22 protein-coding genes and 1 tRNA gene are annotated in these 26,883 nt (G+C 62.4%); 10 read left to right on the forward strand and 13 right to left on the reverse strand.

Annotated elements, in window-relative coordinates:
• The 4 genes from CABTHER_RS08370 to CABTHER_RS08385 all read right to left on the reverse strand — a co-directional run bounded on the left by CABTHER_RS08370 (window position 1) and on the right by CABTHER_RS08385 (window position 2,984).
• A complete protein-coding gene (locus tag CABTHER_RS08370; protein WP_014100190.1) occupies window positions 1-1,542 on the reverse strand; it encodes an ABC transporter ATP-binding protein in 1,542 nt (513 codons plus the stop codon).
• A 41-nt stretch (window positions 1,543-1,583) separates the two neighbouring features.
• Window positions 1,584-1,660 (reverse strand) — tRNA-Arg (locus CABTHER_RS08375).
• Window positions 1,661-1,730: 70 nt separating this feature from the next.
• Window positions 1,731-2,231, reverse strand: coding sequence for a peptidylprolyl isomerase (locus CABTHER_RS08380; RefSeq protein WP_014100191.1), 501 nt, complete (start codon window positions 2,229-2,231; stop codon window positions 1,731-1,733).
• A gap of 75 nt (window positions 2,232-2,306) precedes the next feature.
• The gene (locus CABTHER_RS08385; RefSeq protein WP_014100192.1) at window positions 2,307-2,984 is read right to left on the reverse strand and encodes a peptidylprolyl isomerase; all 678 of its coding nucleotides are present in this window, start codon (window positions 2,982-2,984) and stop codon (window positions 2,307-2,309) included.
• Window positions 2,985-3,115: 131 nt separating this feature from the next.
• Between CABTHER_RS08385 and CABTHER_RS08390 the strand changes: the two genes are divergently transcribed.
• Together CABTHER_RS08390 and CABTHER_RS08395 are read left to right on the forward strand one after the other, a co-directional pair.
• Window positions 3,116-6,280 carry a CHAT domain-containing protein gene (locus CABTHER_RS08390; protein WP_014100193.1) on the forward strand — a complete coding sequence of 1,055 codons (3,165 nt, stop codon included), beginning with the start codon at window positions 3,116-3,118 and terminating at the stop codon, window positions 6,278-6,280.
• Between the two features lie 112 nt (window positions 6,281-6,392).
• Complete coding sequence (locus CABTHER_RS08395) at window positions 6,393-6,761, forward strand: hypothetical protein (protein WP_014100194.1); 369 nt, start codon at window positions 6,393-6,395, stop codon at window positions 6,759-6,761.
• Window positions 6,762-6,829: 68 nt separating this feature from the next.
• On the opposite strand, the gene gyrB is transcribed toward CABTHER_RS08395, so the two are convergent.
• Entirely contained in the window at window positions 6,830-9,325 is a 2,496-nt protein-coding gene (gene gyrB, locus CABTHER_RS08400; protein ID WP_081464804.1) for a DNA topoisomerase (ATP-hydrolyzing) subunit B, read from the reverse strand.
• Between the two features lie 75 nt (window positions 9,326-9,400).
• On the reverse strand, window positions 9,401-10,360 hold the full coding sequence (locus CABTHER_RS08405; protein ID WP_014100196.1) for a hypothetical protein: 960 nt from the start codon (window positions 10,358-10,360) through the stop codon (window positions 9,401-9,403).
• 162 nt (window positions 10,361-10,522) lie between these two features.
• Between CABTHER_RS08405 and CABTHER_RS08410 the strand changes: the two genes are divergently transcribed.
• Window positions 10,523-11,158, forward strand: coding sequence for a UbiX family flavin prenyltransferase (locus CABTHER_RS08410; protein ID WP_014100197.1), 636 nt, complete (start codon window positions 10,523-10,525; stop codon window positions 11,156-11,158).
• Here the strand turns inward: CABTHER_RS08410 and CABTHER_RS08415 are convergent.
• Entirely contained in the window at window positions 11,144-11,350 is a 207-nt protein-coding gene (locus CABTHER_RS08415; protein WP_014100198.1) for a hypothetical protein, read from the reverse strand. The two genes, CABTHER_RS08410 and CABTHER_RS08415, sit on opposite strands and share 15 nt — an antisense overlap.
• A gap of 211 nt (window positions 11,351-11,561) precedes the next feature.
• Between CABTHER_RS08415 and CABTHER_RS08420 the strand changes: the two genes are divergently transcribed.
• The 5 genes from CABTHER_RS08420 to CABTHER_RS08440 all read left to right on the forward strand — a co-directional run bounded on the left by CABTHER_RS08420 (window position 11,562) and on the right by CABTHER_RS08440 (window position 15,670).
• Window positions 11,562-12,962, forward strand: a complete 1,401-nt coding sequence (locus CABTHER_RS08420; protein ID WP_014100199.1) for a hypothetical protein — start codon at window positions 11,562-11,564, stop codon at window positions 12,960-12,962.
• Between the two features lie 171 nt (window positions 12,963-13,133).
• Window positions 13,134-13,532, forward strand: coding sequence for a YtxH domain-containing protein (locus CABTHER_RS15825; RefSeq protein ID WP_014100200.1), 399 nt, complete (start codon window positions 13,134-13,136; stop codon window positions 13,530-13,532).
• Window positions 13,533-13,633: 101 nt separating this feature from the next.
• Window positions 13,634-14,272: a hypothetical protein gene (locus CABTHER_RS08430; RefSeq protein WP_014100201.1), complete on the forward strand. Its 639-nt coding sequence runs from the start codon at window positions 13,634-13,636 to the stop codon at window positions 14,270-14,272.
• 121 nt (window positions 14,273-14,393) lie between these two features.
• Window positions 14,394-15,371 carry a tRNA pseudouridine(55) synthase TruB gene (gene truB / locus CABTHER_RS08435; protein WP_081464806.1) on the forward strand — a complete coding sequence of 326 codons (978 nt, stop codon included), beginning with the start codon at window positions 14,394-14,396 and terminating at the stop codon, window positions 15,369-15,371.
• Between the two features lie 86 nt (window positions 15,372-15,457).
• Window positions 15,458-15,670 carry a hypothetical protein gene (locus CABTHER_RS08440; RefSeq protein ID WP_014100203.1) on the forward strand — a complete coding sequence of 71 codons (213 nt, stop codon included), beginning with the start codon at window positions 15,458-15,460 and terminating at the stop codon, window positions 15,668-15,670.
• On the opposite strand, the gene CABTHER_RS08445 is transcribed toward CABTHER_RS08440, so the two are convergent.
• Window positions 15,642-16,643, reverse strand: a complete 1,002-nt coding sequence (locus tag CABTHER_RS08445; RefSeq protein WP_148263994.1) for an NAD(P)/FAD-dependent oxidoreductase — start codon at window positions 16,641-16,643, stop codon at window positions 15,642-15,644. The genes CABTHER_RS08440 and CABTHER_RS08445 overlap by 29 nt on opposite strands.
• Before the next feature lie 125 nt (window positions 16,644-16,768).
• Between CABTHER_RS08445 and CABTHER_RS08450 the strand changes: the two genes are divergently transcribed.
• Complete coding sequence (locus tag CABTHER_RS08450) at window positions 16,769-18,589, forward strand: M20/M25/M40 family metallo-hydrolase (protein WP_014100205.1); 1,821 nt, start codon at window positions 16,769-16,771, stop codon at window positions 18,587-18,589.
• Here CABTHER_RS08450 and CABTHER_RS08455 read toward each other — a convergent pair.
• On the reverse strand, window positions 18,570-18,914 hold the full coding sequence (locus tag CABTHER_RS08455) for a hypothetical protein (protein ID WP_014100206.1): 345 nt from the start codon (window positions 18,912-18,914) through the stop codon (window positions 18,570-18,572). The genes CABTHER_RS08450 and CABTHER_RS08455 overlap by 20 nt on opposite strands.
• A gap of 103 nt (window positions 18,915-19,017) precedes the next feature.
• On the opposite strand from CABTHER_RS08455, the gene folK reads away from it, so the two are divergent.
• The gene (folK, locus tag CABTHER_RS08460; protein ID WP_014100207.1) at window positions 19,018-19,560 is read left to right on the forward strand and encodes a 2-amino-4-hydroxy-6-hydroxymethyldihydropteridine diphosphokinase; all 543 of its coding nucleotides are present in this window, start codon (window positions 19,018-19,020) and stop codon (window positions 19,558-19,560) included.
• On the opposite strand, the gene CABTHER_RS08465 is transcribed toward folK, so the two are convergent.
• The 4 genes from CABTHER_RS08465 to CABTHER_RS15830 form a co-directional block, all read right to left on the reverse strand.
• On the reverse strand, window positions 19,526-20,734 hold the full coding sequence (locus tag CABTHER_RS08465) for a sigma-54-dependent transcriptional regulator (protein ID WP_014100208.1): 1,209 nt from the start codon (window positions 20,732-20,734) through the stop codon (window positions 19,526-19,528). The genes folK and CABTHER_RS08465 overlap by 35 nt on opposite strands.
• A 12-nt stretch (window positions 20,735-20,746) precedes the next feature.
• Window positions 20,747-21,307: a hypothetical protein gene (locus CABTHER_RS08470; protein WP_014100209.1), complete on the reverse strand. Its 561-nt coding sequence runs from the start codon at window positions 21,305-21,307 to the stop codon at window positions 20,747-20,749.
• Between the two features lie 10 nt (window positions 21,308-21,317).
• Window positions 21,318-23,054, reverse strand: coding sequence for a sensor histidine kinase (locus CABTHER_RS08475; protein ID WP_187288359.1), 1,737 nt, complete (start codon window positions 23,052-23,054; stop codon window positions 21,318-21,320).
• 109 nt (window positions 23,055-23,163) lie between these two features.
• Window positions 23,164-26,853 carry a protein kinase domain-containing protein gene (locus tag CABTHER_RS15830; protein ID WP_014100211.1) on the reverse strand — a complete coding sequence of 1,230 codons (3,690 nt, stop codon included), beginning with the start codon at window positions 26,851-26,853 and terminating at the stop codon, window positions 23,164-23,166.
• Between the last annotated feature and the right edge of the window lie 30 nt (window positions 26,854-26,883).

The raw sequence follows: 26,883 nt of genomic DNA on the forward strand, positions 1-26,883 counted from the left end.
TCAGCGATGCTCCACAGCCGTGTCAGAATGGACAGCGCCGGTCATCATCAACCCCAACTCGGCCTGGGAAACCCGGTCTGGCTCAACGTTACCGACGATGCGCCCATCATACATGACCAGAAGGCGGTCACTAAGGGACAAAACTTCCTCCAGTTCCGCCGATACCAGCAGGATGCCTACGCCAGCGTCACGCAGCTTCAGCAGCTTGCGGTGAATGAACTCAATAGCGCCGATGTCCACTCCACGGGTCGGCTGGGCCACGAGCAGAAGTTTTGGCGGCAGCTCAAACTCCCGTCCGACGACAAGCTTCTGCTGATTCCCTCCCGACAGTGACCGGGACAGCGCCCGGCGATTGGGTGGACGCACATCAAAAGCCTGCAAAAGCGCCTCCGTTCGCTCGTTGATGCGCGGGCGGTCAAGAAATCCCAAACGGGCTGCCGGAGGATGGTAATGGTCTCCCAGGATGACGTTGTCCGACAGGTCGAAATCCAGCAGCAGAGCGCGTTTGTGGCGGTCTTCCGGGATGTGCGCCACACCCAGCGCCCGGATGGCACGGGGCGATTTCCCCACCAGCGACTGACCCAGCAACAGTATCTCCCCACCGGTGGGCTTCAGCAGCCCGGCCAGACATTCAATGAGTTCTGACTGTCCATTCCCCTCCACCCCGGCAATCCCGACGATTTCTCCGGCGCGCACCTGCAATGACACGCCTCGCAGAGCTGGCGTCCCATTGGGCTTCAGGGCTGTGAGTTGTCTGACCTCAAGCAGCACGTTCTGGGGTCGGGCCGGCGTTTTTTCAACCCGCAGGAGCACCTCGCGCCCAACCATCAATCGGGCCAGAGCTTCCGCCGAAGTCTCGTGGGTTTCGACTTCCCCCACCACGCGCCCGTCACGCATCACGGTCACACGGTCGGAAATCGCCAGCACCTCGGCCAGCTTGTGGGTAATGAGGATGATGGTTTTGCCCTGCTGGCGGAGCGTCCGCAGCACTGCAAAAAGTTCCTCGACTTCCGGCGGCGTCAGAACGGCCGTCGGCTCATCGAGAATCAGAATGTCCGCGCCACGGTAGAGGGTCTTGAGGATTTCGACGCGCTGTTGCTCACCAACCGACAACTCCCCGATGAGGGCATCCGGGTTGGCGCGCAGCTTGTAGCGCTCACACAAATCAAGCACCTTGCGCCGGGCACCGGCCTTGTCCACCATCCACCCCACCCGCGGTTCTGCGCCAAGGATGATGTTTTCAAGGACGGTCAGCGTCGGCACAAGCATGAAGTGCTGGTGAACCATGCCCAGCCCGGCGGCAATCGCAGCGCGTGGGGAAGTGAAGTGGACCGGCTGACCGCGCAGCCGGATTTCTCCGGCATCCGGTGTGTACAGGCCATAGAGGATGTTCATGGCCGTGGACTTGCCAGCGCCATTTTCCCCGATGAGGGCGTGAACCGTCTGTGGGGCAATGGTGAGCGTCACCGCGTCATTGGCCACCAGAGACCCAAAACGCTTTGTGACCCCGCGCATCTCGACGGCAGCAGTGTGAGTTTCCATGGCAGGAGGGCGGCGGACCGGCGCGCAGGGGAAAAGCAAAGTGGTGCATCCTGCTGGATTCGAACCAGCGACCTTTGGCTCCGGAGGCCAACGCTCTATCCAACTGAGCTAAGGATGCAGCCGTGCAATGCGGGACGTGAAACTAGCGCGTTCATCCCCGAAAAGCAAGTGACCTTCTCAGCCGCGGCTCAACCGGCCGGAACCTCCTCCACCCGCGCCGACTCGATGATCACCGGCTTGAGGGGTCGGTCCTGGGCATTTGTCGGCGTCTCGGCAATGGCGTCCACCACCTCCTGCCCGGCGATGACCCGCCCAAAAATCGTGTAGTTGGGCGGCAGGGCGCTTTTCTTGTGCATGATAAAAAACTGGCTGCCGTTGGTGTTCGGCCCCCGGTTGGCCATGGCGACAATCCCCGGCACATAGCCCGTCCGGTACAACGGCGAGGCAGGATTGATTTCATCTTCAAACTCCCGCCCGAAAGCCGACGTTCCGCCCGCACCGGTGCCGGTCGGGTCACCGCCCTGAATCATGAAACCGCGAATAACGCGGTGAAAGGTCACGTTGGTGTAATAGCCACGATTCGCCAGCAGCGTGAAGTTTTCAACCGTCCGGGGGGCGTCCTCAGCCAGCAGCTCAAACTGAATCGTGCCGTAGTTGGTGACGAGCGTCGCAATGCGCCGGGTGGACATACCGCAATATCCTTTCCAAAGATGAGTTGCGTAGCAGGATAGGTCAGAAGGCTCCCCTTCGTCATGGCGCGCAGGTCAAAATTCGCTGACCGTCGCCGAAATGATGCGGATGGGCGTCAGGGGCCGGTCCCGCTTCAGCATTTCCGGGCCCTGGTAGGTCGGCGTCTCGGCAATAGCATCCACCACGTCCTGGCCTTCAAACACCCGCCCGAAAATCGTGTACTGCGGCGGAAGCTGGTAATCCCGGTGCATGATGAAAAACTGGCTGCTGTTGGTGTTCGGACCGCGATTGGCCATCGCCACAATACCGGCCTTGTACCCGGCCAGATACAGCGGCGATTTGGGGTCAATTTCATCGGCAAATTCGCCCCCAAAAGCCGATTCACCACCTGTTCCGTCACCTTTGGGATCGCCGGTCTGGATCATGAAGCCCTTGATGACACGGTGAAACGTCAGCCCGTTGAAGTACTTTCGCTCGGCCAGCAGGCGGAAGTTTTCACAGGTTTTGGGCGCATCCTGCGTCAGGAGTTCAAAGCGAATCCGGCCCTTGGTCGTTTCCAGGGTTGCCACCAGACGCTTGGCAGGAGTCGTCGCCGGAGGTGATGCTGGCGCAGATGGCGGCGGAGGCGGAAGGGAGGGCGGTTGCGCCGGGGGTGGAGAGGTGCAGCCAAAGGTCAGAAGCACAATCAACATCAGCAAAAGCAGCGCCGTCCGGTGTTGCGCCGTGTGCTTTTGATTGCCAGAGAAAGTCATAGGTCGAAAAGGTGTCCTCTTCGTGATGATTTGGAACGTTTCGGTAAAGCAGGTTCACCAGCCATGTATTGGCACGCCAGGTGTACCGATGCAATATGCTCCGAATAGAAAGCCACGGAGACGGGATAGCCATGACCAGCCGGCAACGTGCAAGTGTTGCGCTTGTGCCCTGCCTGTGGCGTATCACCTGGCCGGGAGCCTGGCTGCTGGTGCTGGTTGTCGCTGGCCTGCCGGCCTGCCGGCAGCCATCTCTCACCAGCCAACCTGATGTGTGGCAGAGCCTTCGGCAATGGCCGGTGACTTCGCCCCATGGGTTTCGTCTTTCCGGGGCGCCGGCACCTTCCACCGGGACGACGGCCCGCCTCAACCTGGCACAAACCACAAGGCTGACGGCTGCTGTCGCCGCCACAACAACGCTTGAACCTGCCGCCTGTACCCATGCCCTGCTCTGGCGCGACCTGGCCGCTGGGGAGATACACCTGGCCCGTCGTCGTCTGACATCCCCACATCCCGCCCCACACCCTGCTACGGCGGACTGGTCCAACGACGCCGCCATTGTGCAGTCCGAATGGGGACTCCGGCACGGGCGACCGGAAGACTTCGAGGCGGCGCTCAAAGCGCTCAACCAGGCGCTTGAACACCCCGACCACGCCCAAGCCGCCCACTTCAACCGTGCGCTCCTGTTTCAGCAGCTTGGTCTGGCACGCCGCGCGGAAGCCGAGTGGCAACACTACCTTGACGAAGAACAGGACGAAGCCTGGGCCGCCGTCGCCCGGCAGCACCTGGATGACCTCACCCGCCAACCACCTGACCTCTCACAGCTTCAGAACACGCTGGCCAAACTTGCCGACCACCCGGAGACGCCCGAAGCACAGAGCTTTTTCACCCACCATCTGGGTGCATTACTCGACGGGGCATGTGTGCTGGCCGAAGCCTTTGTGACTTCCGGTGCATCGCGACACCTCAAGCTGCTTCACTGCCTGGCTCAGCAGAGCAGGCAACAAGCCGGTGATCTGTGGGCAACCGACCTTGCCCAGGCTGTCGCCAGGCTTCGGGACACAGAACAGGCGGCCCCGTGGCTGGCGGCCCGGCAGAACCTGCGCCAGGCCCGCCAACGCTATCCCATCGAGGGCCAACCCACTGCCGCCGAGCCGCTCTACGAGCGCGCACGCCAGACCTTTCTCGCGGTCGGCGACCTGGCGAGCGCGGCCGAAGCCGAACTGGGACTTGTCTATTGCGCCGTACAGCGCCCCGAAACCGACCTGCTTGACCGGCTAAGCGCGGCCCTGCTGTCCACGGCGCACAGCCGACACTATACCCGCCTGGAAGGGCAAACCCTGCGGGTGCGCGCCCAGCTTGCCCTCCGCCAGGCTCGGCCGGCGCTGGCCGTCGCCCACTGCCAGTCGGCGCTGGCGACCTTTCAGACGCTTTCCGACTGGGAGGAAACCCAACGCACCCTGCTCATTCTCAGTGATGCCCACGAACACCAGGGCAATGCGCCCGCCGCACTGCTGGCGCTGCGCAAACTGCTCCAGACCGGCCGCCAGCGAGGCACAAACCCCCGGCGGTATTCCCAGGCCTGCGCCTTCGCGGCCCGAACCTGCGCGGCGGCTGGGGCTTTTGAACTGGGACTCGCCTTTGCCGAAGAAGCCCGCGCGGCGGCGGCCGGACAAACCTTCCCGGCCTTTCAGCTCGATGCTGAAACCCTGCTGGCGGTGTTGAACATCAAGTCCAGCCGGCCGGCAGAGGCAGCGGCTGCCCTTGACCGGGCCGCCAGGGTTTTGGAGCAGGTCAACGACCCGCGTGTGCGGCGCGTGCTGTCCCTCGACTACCTGCCGACGGCGGCCTGGTGTCGCATGGCGCTGGGGGAACCCGTGGCTGCGCTTCAGCTCTGTACGGCGGCTGATGAAAACCTGCGCACCGGGCAGCACGATGCCTACTGGCCGCTTGTGGAATCCGTACGGAGCGCCGCCCACCTTGCCCTTGGCAACCCCCAGTCCGCTGAAGCCGCCCTGGAAGCCGGTATCCGCTGGCTGGAAACAACGCGCCTTCGCCTGACCCAAACCCCTGACCGCCAACGCTTTTTCCACCGGCATGCCGAGTTGTACGAGCGTCTGGCCGCCCTGCGGCTGAAACGCGGCCAGGTTGTGGAAGCCTTCGCCTGTCTCGAACAGGCGCGGGCGCGAACCCTGCTCGACCGCCGCCGCCAGGCGACCGGAAACCCCGGCGCGTCCTCCCCGCTTCCAGCCACCGGGGCGGCTTTCATCCGGGCGTTACAGGTGCGTTTGCCGGAGCAGGTCATCGTTCTGGCCTACGCGGTCGGGGATGAGCAGACCGAAAGTTTCGTACTCACACGACACAGCCTGCATCACACGACACTGGCTATCACCGGCGGGCGGCTGGCCCACGACATCCATACCCTCAACCGCCTTTTAGCCGATGCGACGAGTGACATCGCCCACCTCCGCCACATCGGACAACATCTGTACGCCACACTCATCGCGCCCCTGAACCTTTCCAGGATGGCTTCCACGCGCCTGGTCATCGTTCCCGACGGCCCACTTTACAGCCTGCCGTGGGCGGTTCTCTGTGATGCTGAAGGACAGTGGTTCGCCGGGCACATCCCATTTTCAGTGTGTCCGAGCGTGACATCTCTGGTCCATGTGCTTGAAAAGTGCACTCAGGCGCCACAGACTGCGGGGGTTCTTGTCGCAGCCGATCCAGACCTGTCCGCCACTGCTGAAGCTCAGGACCTGCCGCCGCTTCCCGGCGCGCGGGATGAAATCCGCTGCCTGCAATCCATTCTGGGGACAGGAGTGACACTGACCGGCGGACAGGTCACGAAAGCGAACCTCATGGCGGCGCTGCACCAGGCCCACCTGGCCCACTTGGCCGTTCACGGCCGGGCTGAACCGGATGCACCGCTGCGGTCGGTGCTTTACCTCACATCCACTGCTGAAGATGACGGGGAACTTACGGCTGCCGAAGTGTACGAATGTTCCTTCCCACAGCTCCGCCTGGTGGTGCTTTCAGCTTGCGAGTCGGCGCTTGGAGCTTCGTTGCGGGGCGAGGGCGCAACGGGCCTTGGACAGGCCTTTCTGGCAGCGGGCGCGGCGAGCGTCGTCGCCACGCTGGCCCGTACGGATGACCACTTCATGCGTGACCTGATGTGCGCGTTTCATCGGGCGCGGCAGGCGGGAGCCAGTCCGGCCGTGGCGCTCCAGCAAGCCTGGCGCACGGTCCCAGCCCACCATCCGGCACAGTGGGCAAACGTGATGCTCCTTGGCGCACCGTAATTTTTCGGACTTAATTTTTTCGGACTTACCAAGCCACGGCAGCGCAATGTAGCTTGGAAGCAAGTTTCTCCGGCGTCCCTGCCATTTCTCATCTTTTGCAGGTGAGGCGAGTATGTCGTTTCCCATCAATGTTCAGGTCGAAAATCCCATCAACGATCCGCTCCGCATTGAAAGTTGTACGGCTGAAGTAGCTGAAAATGGTGACATCGTGATCAGCGGCGAGGTTGTCCACACGGGCAATGACGGTGTCCGGCGCTACAATCCGTCCCTGTTGTTTATGGTCTTGGACAAGTACAACGTGCCAATCGGAAGCGGACGCACCATGGCGGGCGGTGAGTTTCTCGTGCCTGGGCAGCGGGCCTATTTCGTCGGGACGGTGCCACGGATTGGCCAGTCGGCACGGTTTGGCAAGGTCGTCGTCAGCGCCATTCCCAACAGCGGCTTCCGGGAAAACAAAAAGCGGGGCAAGGCAGCCAACTGACTTGCGCCCTGCCCGCCTGGGTGTCTGACGCTCCCGGCCATAACACAACCAGGCCGGCAGAGGTTGAGTCAAACGTCGATGTTTTTCACATCGAGGGCGTGTTCGGCGATGAACTGTCGGCGTGGTTTGGCATCATCTCCCATCAGGATGGTGAACAGGTTTTCAGTCTCGACAGCATCATTGATCCGCACTTGGAGCAAGGTTCGTTTTTCAGCATTGAGGGTGGTTTCCCAGAGCTGCTCCGGGTTCATTTCGCCTAAGCCTTTGTAACGCTGGATGGAGATGTCACCCCGGACGAAAGCAAACACCTGCTCGCTGAGCGCAGCGCGTTCCGCCACAGGCGTGGTTGTCGTTCCAAATGAGACCCGGTAGGGACCCGTCATGGCGTCGCGCCACTCGGCATAGATAGTGGCACACCGCTGAAACTCGGCGTGGGTAGCCAACTCCCAGTCCACAGCCACGCTTCGCTCCGGTGAATTCACATCCTGAAGCTGGGTGACAAGGCGGAACAGGTTGTGTTCCTCGTCACGGTCAAGGTGGGCCGCATATCCAGCGGCAGTGAGCTTTTCGGCCAGGTGGCGCAGCCAGGCTTCGGTCTCAAAAAGGGCATGCCACTTGCGCCCTGGGCGGTAGCCACCTTCACCAGTAAGGGTGTGCAGGACCAACTCCATCAGGCGGGTATCCCCACCAAGCCGTCGCGTCAGTTTGGCTGCCAGAGCCTGAAACTCCAGCAGTCCCTCCAGAAACCGCACCAGCTTGCTGCCCTTGAGAACCTGCTGGGTTGGCTCGACCGTCACCTCCACCCGTTCTGTTGCCTGCTTGAGCAGGTACTGGTTCAACGCTTGGTCATCGAGCAGGTACTGCTCCGATTTCCCTTTCTTGACTTTGTAGAGCGGCGGCTGGGCGATGAAGACGTGACCGCGCTCGATGAGTTCGGGCATCTGCCGGTAGAAGAAGGTCAGGAGCAGGGTGCGGATGTGGGCCCCGTCCACGTCGGCATCGCACAGCAGAATGACTTTGTGATAGCGCAGCCGTTCAATTGAGAACTCGCTCTTGCCGATACCCGTTCCCAGCGCCTGGACAAGGGCTTCGATTTCCTTGTGCTCCAGCACTTTGTCCTGGCGGGCTTTCTCGACATTGAGAATCTTGCCTTTAAGCGGCAGGATGGCCTGCGTCCGACGGTCACGCCCCTGCTTGGCGCTGCCGCCAGCGCTGTCTCCCTCGACGATGAAGAGTTCCGACCGGGCCGGGTCGCGCTCGGCGCAATCGGCCAGCTTGCCCGGCAGGGACAGGTGATTGAGCGCGGATTTACGGGACATGTCACGCGCGCGCCGGGCGGCTTCACGAGCCTGCGCCGCATCAACGGCCTTTTTGACGATGGCCCGGGCAATGGAGGGATGCTCGTTGAAATAGGTCTTGAGCTGCTCGCGCAGCACAGAATCCACGATGCCTCGCACATCACTGTTGAGTTTGTTCTTGGTCTGCCCCTCGAACTGTGGCTGGGGAAGCTTCACACTGATGATGGCGACCAGTCCTTCCCGTACATCGTCTCCCGTGAGATTTTCCTTGAGCTGCTTGCCAAGACCTTCGCCAGCCATGTAGGCATTGATGCTCGCCGTCAGCGCCGACCGAAAGCCCGACAGATGTGTGCCACCATCCACCGTGTTGATGTTGTTGGCAAAGCTGAAGACCTTTTCATCGTAGCCGTCATTGTATTGCAGCGCAGCTTCAATCGTCAGGTCCCCCTGCGTCACTTCGCAGTAAAACGGTTTGGGCATCAGAACCGTCTTGTTGCGGTTGAGGTGGGTGACAAACTCGGCAATGCCGCCCGGATAATAGAACACATGCCGCCGTTCTTCGGCGCCCCGCTCATCGATCAGGGTGATGGTCAGGCCCTTGGTCAGAAAGGCTTTCTCGCGCAGCCGCTGCGCCAGGGTATCGAAGTCATAGCGTGTCGTGGTGAAAATCTCAGGGTCAGGCTTGAAACTGACGCGCGTGCCACGCCGGGTGGTGACACCGGTCTGGCGCAAGGGACCGGTGGGGATTCCTCGCTCGAATTCCTGCTCATAGACGTGTCCATGGCGATAGACCTCGACCCGCAGCCATTCTGACAGAAAGTTGACACATGAAACGCCAACGCCGTGCAACCCCCCGGATACCTTGTACGTGTTGTCCTTCCCAAACTTGGCGCCGGCATGCAACTCCGTCATGACGATTTCGACCGCCGACCGCTGCAGGGGGTCATCCCGTTTGATGTCCACCGGGATGCCCCGTCCGTTGTCAATGACCGAGATGGAGTCATCGGGATGGATGAACACCTCCACGTGGGTACAGTACCCAGCCAGGGCTTCATCCACGGAGTTGTCCACCACTTCATAGACCAGGTGATGAAGTCCAAGCTCGCCGTTGGAGCCGATGTACATCGCCGGCCGAAGCCGAACACCTTCCCGCCCGGAAAGGTTTGAAATGGAATCGGCGTCGTAATCTCTGACAGCGTCTTGAGCCGCCACAGCCGGCGGTGCCAATTCGGGCTGAACTCTGGGTTGAACTGTGGGTGTCGTCATGGTGTGAGCCTAATCGTTGAGCCTTTCACAAAAATAATATCCTGCCGCCCCTCGCGGTCGCCTTTGGAATGACGCTCAGGCAGGGCGGGCAATAAAAAAGAGACTTCGGGCAAAACAGGTGAACTGGCGGTCGTTATCCACGTACTCGGTCATCTCCGCCGACACCTTCCCGATGCCAGCCCGTTTGAAGGGCTGCCGGCTTTTGGTTTTCGTCAGCCCCCAGATGGGTTCAATAGCCTGCGCTACGGTGCGAAAGTCGCGGTTGACCACGGTCGGGGCAGACACTGAAGCCAGCAGCCAGTCGCCAAGGCGCACGTGGTTTTCCGCCGCCAGCAACCCCCGGCGCGGGCCCAGACACGAGTAGTCAAACCCATCGGCGCGAATCCGTATGTGGGTGGCCAGGGTTGGACCAAACAGGTCAATGACAGGCACTTCTTCGTCATTGGTCAGAAGTTCCTCGCGCTCGGCCTTGGTGCGGCGTGTGGCCATGGATTCCCGCGCCAGCACCTGACGGAAACGCAGCAGGCCGAAGACCAGCAGCGAGATGTCTTTCCAGGGCAGGCGGATAGGTGTCGTCGTTTCACTGCCCCACACTTCGAGGTATTCCCCGACGGACACCAGCGCTCGCGCACGCCGTGGTGGATGAAGGGGTGACAACTGCCTGTCAGACAGAACCACCGTACGCAACCCGGACTGTGCCAGGCGCTGGGTCAGCAACACGGCATCGTGAGAAGTCGCTGCGCGTGCAATCGGCACCGGTGAGGGTGAAGCCAGCAGACGCTCCGCCTGCTCCGGCGTAAGGCGTCCGACCGTGGCCACTTCCTCAACGACTTCGGGAGTTGACAGCACCGGAGGCAGAAAGATGACATTGTAGCCCGGCTCGATGTCATCGGCCTCCCGCAGGCTGGGAAGCACCTGGCTTTCCTGCCCCGGAATGAGCAGGGGCTGACCACAGAACAGGCAGGTGGCGCGGTGGAGTCCATTCAGACGGCCGCACTTGGGGCACGCCACGGTCGAGGTTTTGGCTGTCGTCATTGTCGTCACCACACACCCGCCACGAGAGCACGGGCTACCGTTGATTGTCCTTGCAGTTTATCATTTCCACAGCAATGATGGCGTTGGAGTTACCCGTCCGGCCCGGGCCGCGTTTGCCCTGGAAAACCGGCCAACCTTACGGCCCTGTGAGTCGCTGTCTGCGTGAAACATCTGACCGTTGCCATCACCGGTGCGAGCGGTGCCATCTACGCCCAGCGTCTGCTGCACTATCTCGACGCCAGTCCCGCCGTGGCCCGCATCAGCCTGATCATCAGTGCGTTGGGCGTGACGGTCATCCGGGAGGAACTTGAACTGCCTGTCACCGGCACCCGGCAAAGCGACGCGGAATTGCTGCTGGGCCGGCCGACGACCAAGATTACCCTTTTGCCTGCCAGGGATGTCGGCGCGACGATTGCCAGCGGCTCGCACCCCTGCGACGGCATGGCTGTCGTGCCATGCAGCATGGGCAGCCTGGGCTACATTGCCTCCGGCATTGCCCGCGACCTGATTCACCGCGCGGCGGACGTGATGCTCAAGGAACGCCGGCGGCTGGTGCTGGTGCCGCGCGAAACGCCCTTCAATGCCATCCACCTGGAAAACATGCTGCGCGTCGAGCGGGCCGGGGCCTTGATCCTGCCGGCCTGTCCGAGTTTCTACCACCGCCCACAATCCATTCTGGAGCTGGTTGACCATCTCGTTTTTCGCATTCTGGCCCACCTTGATGTCCCACACCCGACCGAAACCACCTGGCAGGGGCGGCGGACATCCGGCAGAGAACCAGCTTCAGGCCAGATGTAGGTCTTCGAGAATCTCGCGCCGTCCATACCCGCGCTGCCGCAGGTCGCGCCCCCACCGTACGTCGGCAGCAATAAGCTGAGTGTCGAGCAGTGGAAACCTGGCGCGCAGGGCCATGATGGCTTCTTCGGGAGACTCAAGGCGAATGGCCTCCAGCAGGGCGTCAAGGTATTCCTGGGTTGTGGAAGCAGGCATAGGTCTCTCTTCGGCAGGTGTCTCTGGTTGAACCTGGCATCCGGTATCGCCGCCCTGTCGGCATCACAGCGACGTGGACAGGCACGACATCTTGCCAAGTGTGGGCTGAATACTACACCTTCCGCCACGCAGCTTCAATTTTGCCGGCCATCCGAACCGCCTCCCCATCAGGTTTTGCCGCCCGAAAGTCCCAGGTCTGCAGGAGCAGGTCATGAAACGTGATGCCTACCGCTGTGAGTTTGCGGCCTTTCAGGCGGCGCGCGCCAGCGCACGGCAGGCTGGCTGGCGGCAGATTTCCCCCTTCGAGCCGCTTCCCCCGCCGCTGTATGACCGCTTCAGCGATCTGTGGTCGTCCACGACCATCGCGGCCCTGCGCCAGGCGTGCCAGGACGACACCTCCCGCCCGGCGGTCGAACAGCGCGGCGGGCAGGTTCTTCAGACTTTTGCCGAAAACTGGTTCATCCGCGCCGCCGCCCGGGAACTCGATGCCGAACTTCACCGGGCGCTGACGACACCGTTCATCACCTGGCAGGGGCAACGCCATGCCGCCACGACGGTTGCCGGCTGGCTGGAACAGGAAACCGACCGAACCACCCGCCAGGAACTGACCCGCCGGCTGGAGGCGCACTACGCCAGTCTGGTGGACCTTCAGGCGCAACGCTGGAACCTCACAGCGCAGGCAGCCCGGCAACTTGGCTATGACAGCCTTGCCGCCCAGGCCGCTGCCCACACCCAACGGCTCTGTGGGGAAGACCTGGCCGCCTGGACGACCGCCTGTGAGCGGTTTCTGGCTGAAACCGACACCGCCTATCGCCGCGCCGTGGCTGCCGCCAAGGATACCAGCCCAACCGACCCCTTTGCCCACCGTCGGCAACGGTATCTGGCTGAGGAACTGCTGCGCAGCTTTGGCATCCGCCCGTGGCAGCAAACCAACCTCACCACGACGTGGCAGGCCACCGGCGTCACCGGGGTCTTCCGGGTGCGCGTCCCCGAAGACATCCGCTGGGCGGTTGCTCCACCGCGCGGCTGGCAGAGCTGGCACGGTTTTTTGGGTGAACTGGCGCGCGCCCAGCACGCGGCCTGGACTTCTCCGAACCTGCCCGTTGAACTCCGCAGCTATGGCGACCCCGCAATTGCCGCAACCTGGAGCTGGCTTTTTGCCGGGTTGTTGGCCGACCACCGCTGGCTGGCCAGAATGCTCGACCTCCAGCTTCCCCCGGATGTGCAGCGTGCTATGGCGGCGTGGCGCTGGCATGTCGTACGGCAGGCGGCCTGGCGCTGTATCGCCTGGTACGGACGTGCCACGGCTGACTGGTCACTGGAGCGCCTCCGCACCGAGTTTGAACAACACTTGGGCGCAACCCTCTCCGACTGGGAGCTGTACCGGGAACTCGATCTGGCGGCTCACGCTTTCGGGCAACTCCGGGGAGCCTGGCTGGCAGCCGCCCTCGATGACTGGCTACGCACCCGGTACGGCAGTTGGCCCACCAGCCGGCGCGCCGGAGATACACTGGTTGACCTGTGGAACACCGGCTTCCGCTACCCGGCCGGTGAACTGGCCCAACTGGTCGGTGTCGGGCCGCTGACCATGGAGGCTTTTCTTTCCCGCTGAGGGGTTCGGCTACCCGGCCGGGACAAGCCCTGATTGCTGTGCTGAAACCGGAAGAGGTTGTGAAGTTGCCGCTGCTTCAATCGCATGGTAGTGTGGGTATGTTGGTGGCTTTTCTCACACTCCGTTGTGCGTCAGCCAGCATCGCATCCCCAAGATGGAGGACTTTTCGCCATGTCTGAAAGCTCGAACAAAATCACCTACTTTCTTGCCGGCGCCAGCATCGGGGCGCTGGTGGCGCTGCTCTTTGCCCCCAAGTCAGGACGGGAACTGCGCAGTGACATCAGTGATGCCACCCGGCGCGGCATTGATTACACGACGGAAAGCGCCAAGGCCCTGGGCGAGAAGGCCTCGCACCTGTACACCAGCGGGCGTGAGAAGACGTCGGAGTTGTACCACTTGGGCAAGGAAAAGGCCTCTCATCTGCTCGAATCAGGGAAAGGACTGCTTGACGAACAGCGTGACCGGGTAGCAGCAGCCATCGAGGCCGGCAAACAGGCGTACCGTGAAAAGAAAGCCGAGGCGCTGGCCCTGAATCCAAAGGAAACGACGGATAGCGAACCGGCCCTGTAGAAGCCATCCGTCCCGGATGGCTGTTGCCGGCGTGCCCCTTGTTTTGGTGACCATGCCTGCCGGGGCAAAACCGATGCTTCACTCTGTGTGGGTTGTGAGCTGTGATTACGAATGAAATTTTCCAGATCGTCATCAGCGTTTCACTGGTCGTTGTCTTTATCGTTCAGTTGGCGCTGCTCATTGTTCTCTACCGGCTCGTCACCAGAGTGATAAGCCTGGTCGAGCAGGTGCGCGTCAAAACTGACCCGGTTGTTGAGCAGACACGCCAGCTTCTGACCTCGGCCAAGCCGATCATCGAGAAGGCACAGGCTACGGCCGAGGCCATCAACCCGATTCTCGTGCGCACCAACGAACTGCTGGGCATTGCCCGTGAAACGACGGTGTTGGTACGGGACACGACGGCGACGATCAAAACCGAAACCCAGGCCTGTCTGGCCGCCGTCACGGCAACAACCAGGGAACTTTCCCGCCTCACCACTGAAAGCGCCCACGAAATCTCCGCGCTCGTCAAAGACACCTCCGAACAACTGCGTACCCAGGTGGACACCTACGCCCACGTTGCCTCACGGACGGCGCTGCGCATTGATGACACAGCTTCCATCATCCAGCAGGATGTCCTGCGCCCGGTACAGGAAATTTCGGCTGTGCTGACTGCCGTCAAGACGTTTCTCAGTGTGCTGCTGACACCGGAGCGAAAAACCGTTGACCGCGCCTACCAGGACGAAGAAATGTTCATCTAGCGCCGCCGGAAGCCAGACCAGGAAACGACCGACATCGAAAAACACTTGGTGTCGCAACGTCCTTCCGCTAGGTTTTGACAGCGCTGTTACAACTCAGGTTGATTGTGGTGGGCGTTTCTGAATGTCCCAGATACTCTCCGGGGGTTTGCTCGTCAACAAACCACCTAATGTCACCTCACATGACGTGGTGGCCCTGGTTCGGCGGTTCATCGGCATCAAGCGTGTCGGGCATACCGGCACGCTCGATCCGTTCGCCACGGGCCTGCTGGTGCTGTGCGTTGGCCCGGCCACCCGCCTCTCACGGTTTCTGACGGACACTTCCAAGAGTTACCGGGCCGTTCTACGCTTTGGTTTCGCCACCGATACGCAGGACCTGACCGGCAAGCCCCTGACACCGCCACGCTCCACCAAAGACCTGACCGAAGACCGATTGCGTGAGGTGGCCCGGACGTTTCTGGGCCGGCAGATGCAGACGCCACCCATGTACTCAGCCAAGAAGATTGACGGCGTGGCGCTCTATCAGTTGGCGCGGGCCGGCAAGGTCGTGGTGCGGGCGGCAACGCCCATTGAGGTGTTCCGCTTTGATTTCATCCCGGATGTGGAAGGCCGCATCCTCCGGCAGGATGAGCACGGCAATCCGATTGTCGAATGTGATGTCACCTGCTCATCGGGCACCTACATCCGCACGCTGGCCCACGACATCGGCGAGCGCATCGGCTGCGGAGCGCATCTTGTCGCCCTGCACCGCACAGCCGTGGATGGCTTCACGATTGAGGAAGCCCTGACACTCGAAGACCTGCAACGGTGTGTCATCACCGGCAACTGGACGGACAAGCTGCTGTCACCGCTTGACCTGCTGCGTGGCTGGCCGCGGGTCACGCTGGATGCCCAGCAGGCACGGCGCTTCATCCAGGGGCAGGTCATTGCCATTTCCCCGGATGACATCCTCGCAGGCGATCCCCGGCAGCGACCCTTCCCGGTCACACCGGAAGTCGGGCTGGCTGTCACCGACGACACAGGTCAGTTCCTTGGCGTTGGACGCTATGATGCCCATACGAGACGCCTCCGCCCCCAGACGGTGATGCCACCCTTGACCTGACACGGCCGTGACGGCCTGGCAACAGCCTGTTCAGTCCAAATAACCTGAGTACACGGCGGCCACTTGTGGCCTGACGCAATACCCTTATGACACCTGATGAAGCCCGTGAAAAGTTTGGCCGTCGCATTCAGCGGTGCGCCAGTTGCTATGTTGCCTTTTACGTCAAGGACCTGTGGTGGGCCGATGATGGCAACTACTACTGCCAGCACTGCCAGGCGGACTACCCCGGCGTCGCCGTTCATTTTTCGGACTACGCGCAGGATTTCGACTTCAGCCAGTTGCCGAGCCTGCACGAGTGAGCTTCTGGGCAATGCCCTCCACGACGCGGCGCGGAACGACGGTCGCGTTCTTCATGTGGAGTTCACGGGTCAGATGACCGACCACATACAGTCCCGGCACATTGGTTTCATTCGTTTCGGGGTCATAGACCGGACGCCCGTCGGCGGCAATCGTCACGCCAGCGGCTGCCAGCAAGGACACCTCCGGTTTCGCTCCCAGCAGGGCAAAAATATGGTCACACGGAACTTCGTCCACTGTGCCGTCAGCGTGTTGCAACCGCGCCGCATTGGGTAAAACCTCGATGCAGGTCGTTGCATAGTGGATGGTCAACTCGCCTTGGGCGACACATTCCATCAGGGGCGCGCGTACCCATGGTTTGATACCAACTTGATCCGGGTCATCAGGATGCGGGTCGAGCGTAGGACGCCGCAGTGACCAGTCCACCTGTACACCGGCGCGGCATAAATCCAAGGCGGCTTCCGCTGCCGAATTTCCGCCACCCACCACCAGAATCCGCTTTCCGGCGTAGGGGAAAGCCTCCACGAAGCGATAGGAAACACGCGCTGGCGTTTCACCTGGCACCCCCAACCGGTAGGGATGACCGAAACCGCCGGTGGCGATGATGACCTGGCGTGCTTCATACACCGCCTTGGTGGAGATGACCTGAAATCCCGTTCCGGTCGGGAGAATGGCCTGCACCGGTTCGTAGGTGTGAATCGGAAGACACAGTTCGCGGGTGGCCAGCCGGGTGTAATACGCCAGCACTTCCTCACGGGTGGGCTTGGGGCCAAACCTGGGTTGCAGGGTTCCCGGAATGAGTTCAATTTCATCTGGCGTTGAGAACAGCGTCCGTCCGATTGGATATTCGGCAATGGTCTGCGCAATGGCAGCGCGCTCCAGCACGAGATAGTCGAGCTGGAACTGGCGGGCCGCATAAGCTGCCGTCAGTCCGGCAGGGCCAGCGCCAATGATGATGAGGTCATACGTTGACATAAGGTTTTCGTCTTCCTGAATGTTTTTCCAACCCAGCAACCCGCGCCTTCCAGCCACCAGCCCGTTGCCGGCGGGCAGGCATCAGGTGCCAGATTCCAGCTTGGGGGACTTATCGCAAACGAGCCATGAACGCCGCGTCCCGTTCCGTTTTTCGTTTCTTCTTCGTCACACTGCTGGTGCTCGGTCTGGCGGCACCGCCGCTGGCACGCCACGTCGAGGTTTTTCCTGCCGATGCTGCCGTTGAAACCAACCTGCGCCGGCACATCGGCTATCTTGCCTCCGAGGCGCTGGAAGGACGCCTCCCCGGCACGCCAGGCGCGGAAAAAGCAGCGCAGTACATTATCACCCAGTTTCAGCTCGCCGGGCTACGGCCGCTCGGCAGTCGGGGGTATCGGCAACCGTTCAGCTTCGTGGCGAGTGTCCGCATGGGGCGGAACAACCATCTGACGGCGACGGTTGCCGGCGTCCGGCTGACAGCCAGACCGGATGTGGATTTCCGCCCGCTGGCCTTTACGGCCAACGGAGTCATCGAAGGCGAACCGGTTCTGGCAGGCTATGGCATTTCGGCGGCCAAAGAGGCGCAGTACGACGACTATGCGATGCTGGACGTGAAAGACCGCCTGGTGGTGGTGCTCCCCTACAGCCCGGCCGGCTCCAATCCCCACACGAAGTTCGGGGCGTTTTTGTCGCTGCGTTACAAGGCGACCACGGCGCGCAACAAAGGCGCCAAAGGGTTGCTCGTCATCGCCGAAGATGATGATTTCCAACGCTCGCAAGTCGCCCGTCTGCGCTATGACGACGCCTTCGGAGACGCCGGCTTTCCCTGCGCCGTAGTGAGTCGCGCCTGGGCGACCAGACTGCTCGGCCGTCCCGTGGCGGACATCGAACGCCAGATTGCCACGACGGGCCAGCCGGAAACCCAGCTTCTTTCCGACCGGCGGCTGCGCCTTCAGACGGAAGTTATCAAGGAACGGAAGACAGCCGACAACATCATCGGCTGGCTGGAAGGCTGCGACCCTGCGCTGCGCAACGAAGTCGTTGTCATTGGCGCACACTATGACCACTTGGGCCGCGGCGGACCCAACTCGCTGGCGCCCCGCGAAGGTGACGTGCATCCGGGGGCGGATGACAACGCTTCGGGCACGGCCGGACTGCTCGAACTCGCCAGAAGTTTTGCCGCCGCACGCAACCGACCCCGGCGCAGCCTGCTGTTCATCGCCTTTTCGGCTGAAGAAAAGGGACTGCTCGGCTCGGCTTACTTCGTGGACCATCCCACCACCCGCGACAAACGCATAGTCGCCATGCTCAACATGGACATGATCGGACGGTTGCGCGACAACCGGCTGACGGTGCAGGGCGTCGGCACATCGTCAGTCTGGCGGCCATTGCTGGCCGAGGCCAACACGCGCCACGGGCTGGAACTTTCCCTCGGCGAAAGCGGCTTCGGCCCCAGTGATCACGCCTCGTTTTACAAGCGCAACATCCCCGTGCTGTTTTTCCTTACCGGCAGCCACCCGGACTATCACCGTCCTTCGGATACACCTGACAAAATCAACTACGCCGGTGAGCGGCAGGTTCTGGCGCTGATTGGGGATGTTATTCAATCCACGGTCAATCTGCCCACGCCGCCGGATTTTGTCGCACCCAAGGCAGGCGACCGGGCAGAACGCGCCCGTGGCGGATTTCGGGTTTCACTGGGGACGATTCCTGACTACGCCGCCGAAATCAGCGGCGTCAAACTCGCCGGCGTCCGTGAGGGCAGCCCGGCCGCGGCGGCCGGACTGCAAGCCGGCGATGTCATCGTGGGACTGGCGGGACGCGACATCAAAAGCGTGTACGATTACACCTACGTCCTTCAGGAACTCGAACCCGACCGGGAAGTGGACATCGTCGTCGAGCGCAACGGGCAGCGGTTGACCTTCAAACTCACCCCGACGCGGCGGTGAGGCTTGATGGCGGCTCGCTGCCGCTCAGGCAACGCAGGCGGATATGCGGACTCAGGCCGACAATGCGCATCCCCTCACGGACCCGAATGCGACAGGAAAGCGCCGGACGCTCGCGGTCTTCGCCGGGGCGGAAGTACCGAATCTGGCAGTTTGTACAGTCACCGTTCCAGCAGAAATCACCGTACGAAATGCCTTCCATGTCGAGAAACTGGAAGCCGCGCAGAATGACGTTGTTTTCCGGGACGTACACCACCCGTCCCAGCACTTCAATCGGAATAAGCCGCTCGTAAGGCTCGAAGATTTCTGCCGGTGGTGTGGCAAACATGCGCAGGAGAAGCTCGGTAAAGGCAGGATGGAGGCCGTTCAGACCACACCCTTTCAATCGCATGTCCTGAAGGCAGGAAGCAAGTCCTTCTGGTGTAAGACACGTGGCATATCACACGTTCTATCTCGGACTCGGCAGTAACCTTGGCGACCGCGTGGCTTTGCTGACCCGTGCCATCCAACGGCTGACCACCGGCGCGAGGCAGTGGCGGTGCGCCAACTGGTATGCCACGGCTCCGGTGGACTACCTGGAGCAGCCCTGGTTTCTCAATACCGTGCTCGAACTGACGGTTGACCTGACGCCGGAAGCCATGCTGGCGCAGGGCCTTGGGCTGGAAGCCGAAGCCGGGCGGGTTCGCACCGTCCCAAAGGGTGCGCGGCCGCTCGACGTGGACATCCTGCTCTGCCAGACCGCAGACGGTGTGTTTCTGGTTTCCGCAGATTCCGCCCTGACGCTGCCGCATCCCCGGCTGCATCAGCGGCGGTTCGTCCTGACGCCGCTGTGTGATCTCATCCCGGACGCGCAGCATCCACAGCTTCACCAGAGCTTTGCCCACCTGCTGGCCACCTGCCCTGACCACAGCCCCGTCGAAATCTTTGCGCAGAACGGACTCAGCTTCGGCGGCGGCGCCCGGCCGGAGATGTAGCCGTCGGCAACCGCAGGTCCTCCGGCTCCAGTGTTGTTCCTTCGCAGAGAATGCAGGCCCGCTCGATGCAGTTTTCAAGCTCGCGGATGTTGCCCGGAAAGTCGTAGTCCTGAAGGGCTTTGAGGGCGGCCGGGGAAAGCGTGACCCGGCGGCGGCGGATTTCGCGGCCGTACTTTTCGGCAAAGTAGTTCGCCAGCGCCGGAATGTCCTCCCGCCGCTCACGCAGCGGCGGGATTTCCAGCGTGAATACGGCCAGCCGGTAGTACAAATCCTCCCGAAAAGTCCTGGCCGCTACGGCTGCGGCGAGGTCCCGGTTGGTCGCCGCCACAACGCGGACATCCACACCAATTTCCTGCCCTCCCCCGATGCGTGTAATGGTGCGGGATTCCAGCGCGCGCAGGAACTTGGACTGGACGGCCAGGGGCAACTCGCCGATTTCGTCGAGAAACAGTGTCCCACCGCGTGCCAGCTCGAACTTTCCCACCTGCCGCCCGTCCGCGCCGGTAAAAGCGCCTTTCTCATGGCCGAACAGCTCATTTTCGACCAGGGTTTCAGGGATCGCCGCGCAGTTGATGGCCACAAACGGCGCCTGCCGCCGGTGGCTCAGGTGGTGAATGGCGCGCGCAAACAGTTCCTTGCCCGTGCCGGACTCGCCAAGCAACAGGACGGTCGTCTCCGTGGGGGCGACCCGTTGCAGTTGCTGTCCGACCTGCTGCATGGCCGGGGAATCGCCGATGATGCGCGGAAAACCATAGCGCCGGGCATATTCCTCGCGCATCAGGAGGCAGGCGCGCCGCAGGCGGTGTGTCTCCACGAGGCGCTCCAGCACCAGCAGCAGGTGGTCAGGATCAACCGGCTTTTGCAGGAAGTCTTCCGCGCCGTCCTTCATGGCGGCGACGGCTTCCTCAATGGAGCCATAAGCCGTCAGGACAACCACGGGCACGTCCGGGTCGAGGGACTTGGCAGCGCGAAGCACCTCCAGCCCTGTGCCATCGGGCAGGCGCAGGTCGGTCAGCACAACGGTCGGCGGCTGCCGCCGCAGGGCCTGCCGGGCCTGTTTCAGATCGGCTGCCTCAACGACGCCGTAACCGGCACGCTCCAGCGTCAGCCGCCACATCTGACGCAGAGCATCCTTGTCTTCGACAATCAAAATGTCTGCCGGGGCGGTGGCCATGTCAATTCCATCTCAGGGCTGTCCTTCGGCAGGCTGCTCGCGGTACCGCTTGGCCTTACCTTCTTCGAGCAAACGGCGCAGCGTCTGGCGCGCCTTGATGACACGCGGGGTGGCATCCTGTTCTGGCGACACCGGACTATCGGCATTGTCCTGCCGCTGCTTTTCTTCCTCGGCTTCACGCAACTCCTGCCGGGCTTCTTCAACAGCACGCCGCCAGGTTTCTTCCGGGTCTTCAGCGGCCGGTGCGTCCGCATCTTCGCCATTTTCTCCACGTGGCGGTGGTGCGCCGAAATCGTAGTTGTCCATCGGCCGCGGTGCGGACAGGCGACTTGGGTTTTCGGACGAAGGATTCCGGGACACGCCCATATTCGTCATCAACAGGTCCTGGGCCCCGAGAGGTAAATCCTCCATAGGCGGCATCTCCGGTGGCGGTGCCTTGGGCGCAGGTTTCCGGGATGACCGGCGGTTCTTTTTCCCGGTCGTTGGTGCCGGTGATTGGGCGGAAGCCGGATCAGGGGCCGCCAGCATCACCTCCAAACCGCCTGTCAGAAACAGACTCAACAGCAGGCTCATGCAGAACACCTCACTTTTCAACACCAATCCGCAACGGTAGCGAGATACGAAACTGCGCTCCACCGGCGGGAAGATTGCAGGCTTCAATGCGCCCATTGTGACTGACGATGATTTTCCGAACAATGGCCAACCCCAGCCCGTGGCCCTGCTTTTTCGTTGTAAAGAAGGGCAGGAACAGGTTGGCCGCGACTTCCGGCGGAAAGCCAGTGCCGGAATCCTCAAGCAGCAGTGTGACGTCTTCCGGGCCGGTGATGGCGCGCAGCCGCACTTCCCGTACCGGTGCGTCATCGGGAATCGCCTCCAGCGCATTGCGAAACAGGTTCTCAAAGGCGCGCCGCAGCAGAGCGGCATCGCCCGGAATGACCGGCAGCGACTCCGGCAATACCAGTGTCACCTCCCGTCGGCGGAAGTCCTCCCGCAGCAGGGTGACGACTTCCTCGACCACGCCGGCCAGGTCAACCGGTGCCATAACGGGGCGCAATGGGCGCGCAAAGGTCAGAAAATCCGAGACAACCTGCGTCAGATGCCGGACTTCATCCCGCAACGCCCGGGCGGCCGGGTTGTCGGGAACGTCCTGCATAAGCAGCCGGGCGTAGCCATCCATCGTGGCCAGCGAGTTTTTGAACTCGTGGGCGATACCAGCGGCCATATCCCCCAGACTCGTCAGGGTCTCCCTGGCCTGCGCTGTAGCTCGCAACGCGGCCAGTTCGGTGATGTTGGCAATCAGACACAGGACGCTCGCAGCGCCAGGAATCGGGGCAACACTGGCCTCAAGCGTGCGCTGATGGCCGCCGATGAGCACCGTGATGTCGGACTGTCGGCGTACGCTCCCGTCCTGCAGTCCGGCCGCCACCAGGTTCTGAAGGTCCGGCACATCGGCAAAGAATTCTCGAAACGGTATCCCCGGCGGGCGGCCAAACAAACGCTGGGCAGTCAGATTTGCCAACACGGTCGTACCGTGCTCGTCCACGACGACGAGCGCATCGGGAATACTCGCAATCAGCCGGTCGCTGAACTCGGTCTGCACCAGGGCGCGGTGTTCGGCATCGGTGCGCAGGCGTTCCAGTTCCCGTCCTGCCGATTGCAGGCGGTCAATGACTTCCTGATAGCCGGCCATGACAAACTCGACGGAAGCCGGCCGGTTGGCGTAAGAGCGCGCGGACGACCGTCCCGAAAGGAAAACGGAACGCGCCAACCACAGTCCCGCCGCGCCCATAACAAGCCACAGCGGCAGTTCGTAGGCCACACGCAGGACGACGCCTGAAAGCTGCGCCTGGCGATGGCGCGCCAGCAGGTGCAGATGGCCCAGCCGTTCACCATCAGCCTTGTGCAACGGAACCGTGAGTACCCAAACGCCATGCAGGTACCGGGTCTCTTCCCGGTCAGAGTTGGCCACATCGAGGTTGTCGGGCAGGGCGAGTTCCCCGGTCGGGTCATTGCGCACGACCACGGTACGCCGCTGCCCCAGGTGGTCATAGATGCCGACGGCCATCGTCAGGCCAGACGGAAGCCAATCAGGTGTCAGCGGTTCGGTGATGAACTGCCCCGCCGTGAAGCGGGCTGCCAGGCGGTATGCGGTCAACTGCACTTCAGCCCGGGTCCGGTGCTGCGCCTCCCGGTCATAGGCGCTGCGCAGAGTGTATGTTGCCCACAACCCTATCAGGCAGACCGTCACCAGCAGGGCCACCAGGACAGCCGTCAGCGCCTGGCCGGCCATCGCGCGCCGAAGGCAAAACCTGCCCGCCATGGCGGGCAGGCGGCCAGATGAAACGCACGACGGGACTGACATGGCAAAGGTTGCAGGTCTGGACAGCAATAGCCCACTGGGCCGACCGCAGCACGTTCCCCAACGGCAATCAGGGCTGACTGATGAGGGTTGGGGCGTTGAAAGGATCATCATCAGGCGGCGTGTCCGGTGTCACCTTCGGAAAACCACGACTGTTGACGGCAGTGGATTTGGTCAGATAGCTCCCCAAGGCCACCGCCATTTCACGCGCCGTAGGACGCCGGGCCGGGTCCTTTTCCATGGCTTGCGCCACCAGACGACTGAGTTCCAGTGGAACGTCGGGCACGACCTCGTGAACCGGTCGGGGGTTGTGGGTCAGATGCTGGAGTGCGATACCGACAAAGCCGCTGGCGCTGATAAAGGGCAGCAGTCCCGTCAGCATCTGATACAGCATTACCCCGACGGCATAGACATCCGACCTCCCATCATAAGCCAGATGATTGATGCGCTCCGGCGCCAGATAGGCGGCCGTGCCCACGACGACGCCCAGCGCGCTGACGAGCTGCTCGCCCGACAATTCTTCCCGTATCAGCTTGGCTACGCCAAAATCCACAACCTTGACAACCTCGCCGTCTTTTGTCTGGTGCAGAAAGATGTTGTCGGGCTTGATGTCGCGGTGGATCACACCTTCGGCATGGGCGGCATCGAGAACATCGAGCACTGGAATGAGAATTTCGGCGCACCGGGTGGGGGACAATGTGCCATACCGCCGCAACTCGTCGGAGAGCGAGTAGCCCCGCAACAGCTCCATCACGATGTAGGCAATCCCTTCCGCAGACACGCCGGAATCCAGCACGGCCACGGCGTTCGGGTGATTGACGCGACAGGCTGAAATGCCTTCCCGGCGGAAACGCTCCAGCGCCTGGGGAGAATCGTTGCCAGCCATCGGACGAAACACCTTGACAGCCACCTTGCGGTTGAGGGCAAGCTGCGTGCCTTCATACACAACACCGAAGCCACCGGCACCGATCTTCACATCCAGGCGGTACTTGCCATCGAGCACCTTGCCGGGCAGGGCTTCTGCCAGGGCGCTGAACACCAGATCGGTGCGGCGTTGCGCTTCGTCGAGTTCTTCGTTCTTGCGCGCCAGGTCGCGGTTGGCTTCCAGCAGTTTAAGGTTCTTTTCAGCCAGGTCCTGATTGACAGCAGCCAGAGCCGCCGTCCGCTCGGCCACTTTGGCTTCGAGGGCGAGTGTCCGCTGGCGCAGCACATACACCCGCCACTGCATGATGCCGAGACCAAGCGCCACACACGCCAGGGCATAGAGCGTAAAGGCCCACCAGCGCACCCACCAGGGCGGGGAAATGGTGATGGAAGCTGTCGTCACTTCCTGCACGTGACCAAGGTAGTCCCGGCTGCGAATCCAAAAGGTGTAGGTGCCGGGCGACAGACTGGCAAAGGTGCGCCGACGGTCAGGCGTCCAAGGCGTCGGATGTGACTCATAACCAATGAGTTGTGTTGAGTACCGGGTTTCGGCGCTGCGAAAGAAACCCAGCAACTCATATTCAAACGTCACCTCATTTTCCCCGTGATGGAGTGCCAGGCGCGCCTCCAACTTCCGGGGCTGCCCGTTGACAAGCAGGCGCACAAGACGTGGCGGTGCTGTCTGGTATTCCCGGTTTTCAAGGCGCTCATCAAAAACGCCCAGACCGGCCACGGTGCCAATCCAGAGGCGGCCTTCACTGTCGCACAGCGCCGACCCACCGTTGCACTCGTTGCTTGGCAGGCCATCTTCGGTGGTAAAGGTTTCAAGTCGTGGGCGACGCCACCCCTGGCCGGCATCCGGCGTCAGACGCGCCACACCGCGATTCGTAAACAGGTAGATGCGCCCCTGCCGGTCGTGACGGATTTCATAGATGACGTTGTTCGGGAGCGCCGGGTCGGTGCTGTCATTCAGGGTATGCCACTTGATGCCGTTTTCCTGCCACTCACCGACGGTGACGCCGCCGTAGGTGCCGACCCACAGCGTACGCCGGTTTCCGTCCACCAACACGTGCAGGGAGCGCACCACGTCGCTGGAAAGTGTGCCGTTGGCGCGGTTGTACACTGTCCACTGCCCACGGTACAGCGTGGCCACCCCGCCGCCAAAGGTGCCGAACCACAGGCGCAGCCCGCCTTCCGGTTCCGGGGTGGCGAGCATGGCGGTCACATACTCATTGCCCACGCCCGACTCGGCGAGGGGAAACCGGCTCCAGCGCCCCTGCTGCCACACGGCTACGCCTTTTTCCGTGCCCACGAGCAGCCGTGGTGTCCCGTTTTCATCGATCGTTTCCAGCAGGCTCCAGATGCCGTTGTCGGGCAGCGCCCCATTTTCCCGGTTGAATACCGTCCATTGTCCGTTCTGAAACTGCGCCAGACCGCCGGTGGCGGTTCCGATCCACACGGCCGGGCCGCCGGAGACGCGGTCGGTTTTGAGCAGACACGACACAAAGCGGCTGGGGAGCGGACTGTTTTCCATCTGGAAGATTTCCCAGCGCCCCTGCCGCAGACGGGCCGCGCCGTGGTTGCGCGTCCCGATCCAGAAGGTGCGGGAGCCATCCGGTTCCGTGTATTCCAGCAGGGCTTTGACCCCGACGGTGGGGATCATCCCCGGGGGAAAGTTGACGCGCTGCCAAGACCCAAGCCGGAGGCACGCCAGTCCACCGCTGTTCGTCCCAACCCACAGCAGCGGCGGGCCATTCCCTGTTCGGGTCTCATATATCGAGGTGACTTCACTGTTGGGGATGACCTGCGTATCCGTATTGTAGAGCGTCCAGTTTCCGTTCTGGCAAGCGGCTAGGCCGCCGCCATTCGTGCCGACCCAGACCGTCGCAGTCCCATCCGGCTGGTAGGTCACGGCCAAGCTCCGAATCTGCTTTGTGCCGCCAAAGTCTTCCCGCACCACCTGCCATTGCCCGTTGCGGTAGGTTGCCACGCCATGGTTGGCAAAACCGGCCCACAGGGTACGTGTCCCGTCGGGTTCACGCACTTCACCCAAAGCCCGGATGTCATCGGCTGGCATGGCTTCTGTTGTGGTGGAATGGAGGCGTTGCACCTGCCCGTCCTGCCATTCAACGAGGCCGCGACTGGTCGCCACCCACAGCAGGGGTTGTCCGCCACGTTCCGTCGCCAGCAGGGTGCGAACTTCGTCGCTGGGCAAGCCGGCGTTGGATTGGTTGAAGGTCTGCCACCGCTGGCCATCGAAGCGGGCCAGCCCGCCGGGCGTTCCGGCCCAGAGCGTCGCGCCGCCGCCGGTTTCCGGGACCTCGGCCAGCGCCGTCACCATATCGTGGGGAAAGCCGGCCTGCCCGGACTGGTAGTGACCAACAGACTGCCCATCCTGCCAGGCAAACAGGCCGCTGGCATGCGTGCCAAACCACATCCGGCCGTCTCTGGACTGAAGCAGGGCGCGAACCCAGTTGGATGTTCCTGCGCCGGGCATGTTGATGCGGTGCCACTGATAGCCGTCATAGCGCGCGGCCCCATCCTGCGTGCCAATCCACAGATACCCGTTGGCGTCGCTGGTCATCGCCATGATCGAGTTCTGGGGCAGGCCGTCCGTATCGGTAAACGTGTGTGCGCCGGGCAGAAACGTCATCGGGGCCGACGCACTTGGGACGGCTGGCGGACGGACCGGCGCAGCCGGCTTTGCCCCGGCACCTGTTTTCCGGGCAGGCACCATCTGACCAGAGGACAGGCACAACAGCAGGCCAAACCCGGCCCGGAGCGCCCGCCAGGTCAGCTCGTGCCAGGTTGAACGCTGCCGTCTGCACCCTGTCATGGAAGCTACGCCGACGATGTGAATGACCGG

The sequence above is a fragment of the Chloracidobacterium thermophilum B genome (assembly GCF_000226295.1).
GTDB classification, from domain to species: domain Bacteria; phylum Acidobacteriota; class Blastocatellia; order Chloracidobacteriales; family Chloracidobacteriaceae; genus Chloracidobacterium; species Chloracidobacterium thermophilum.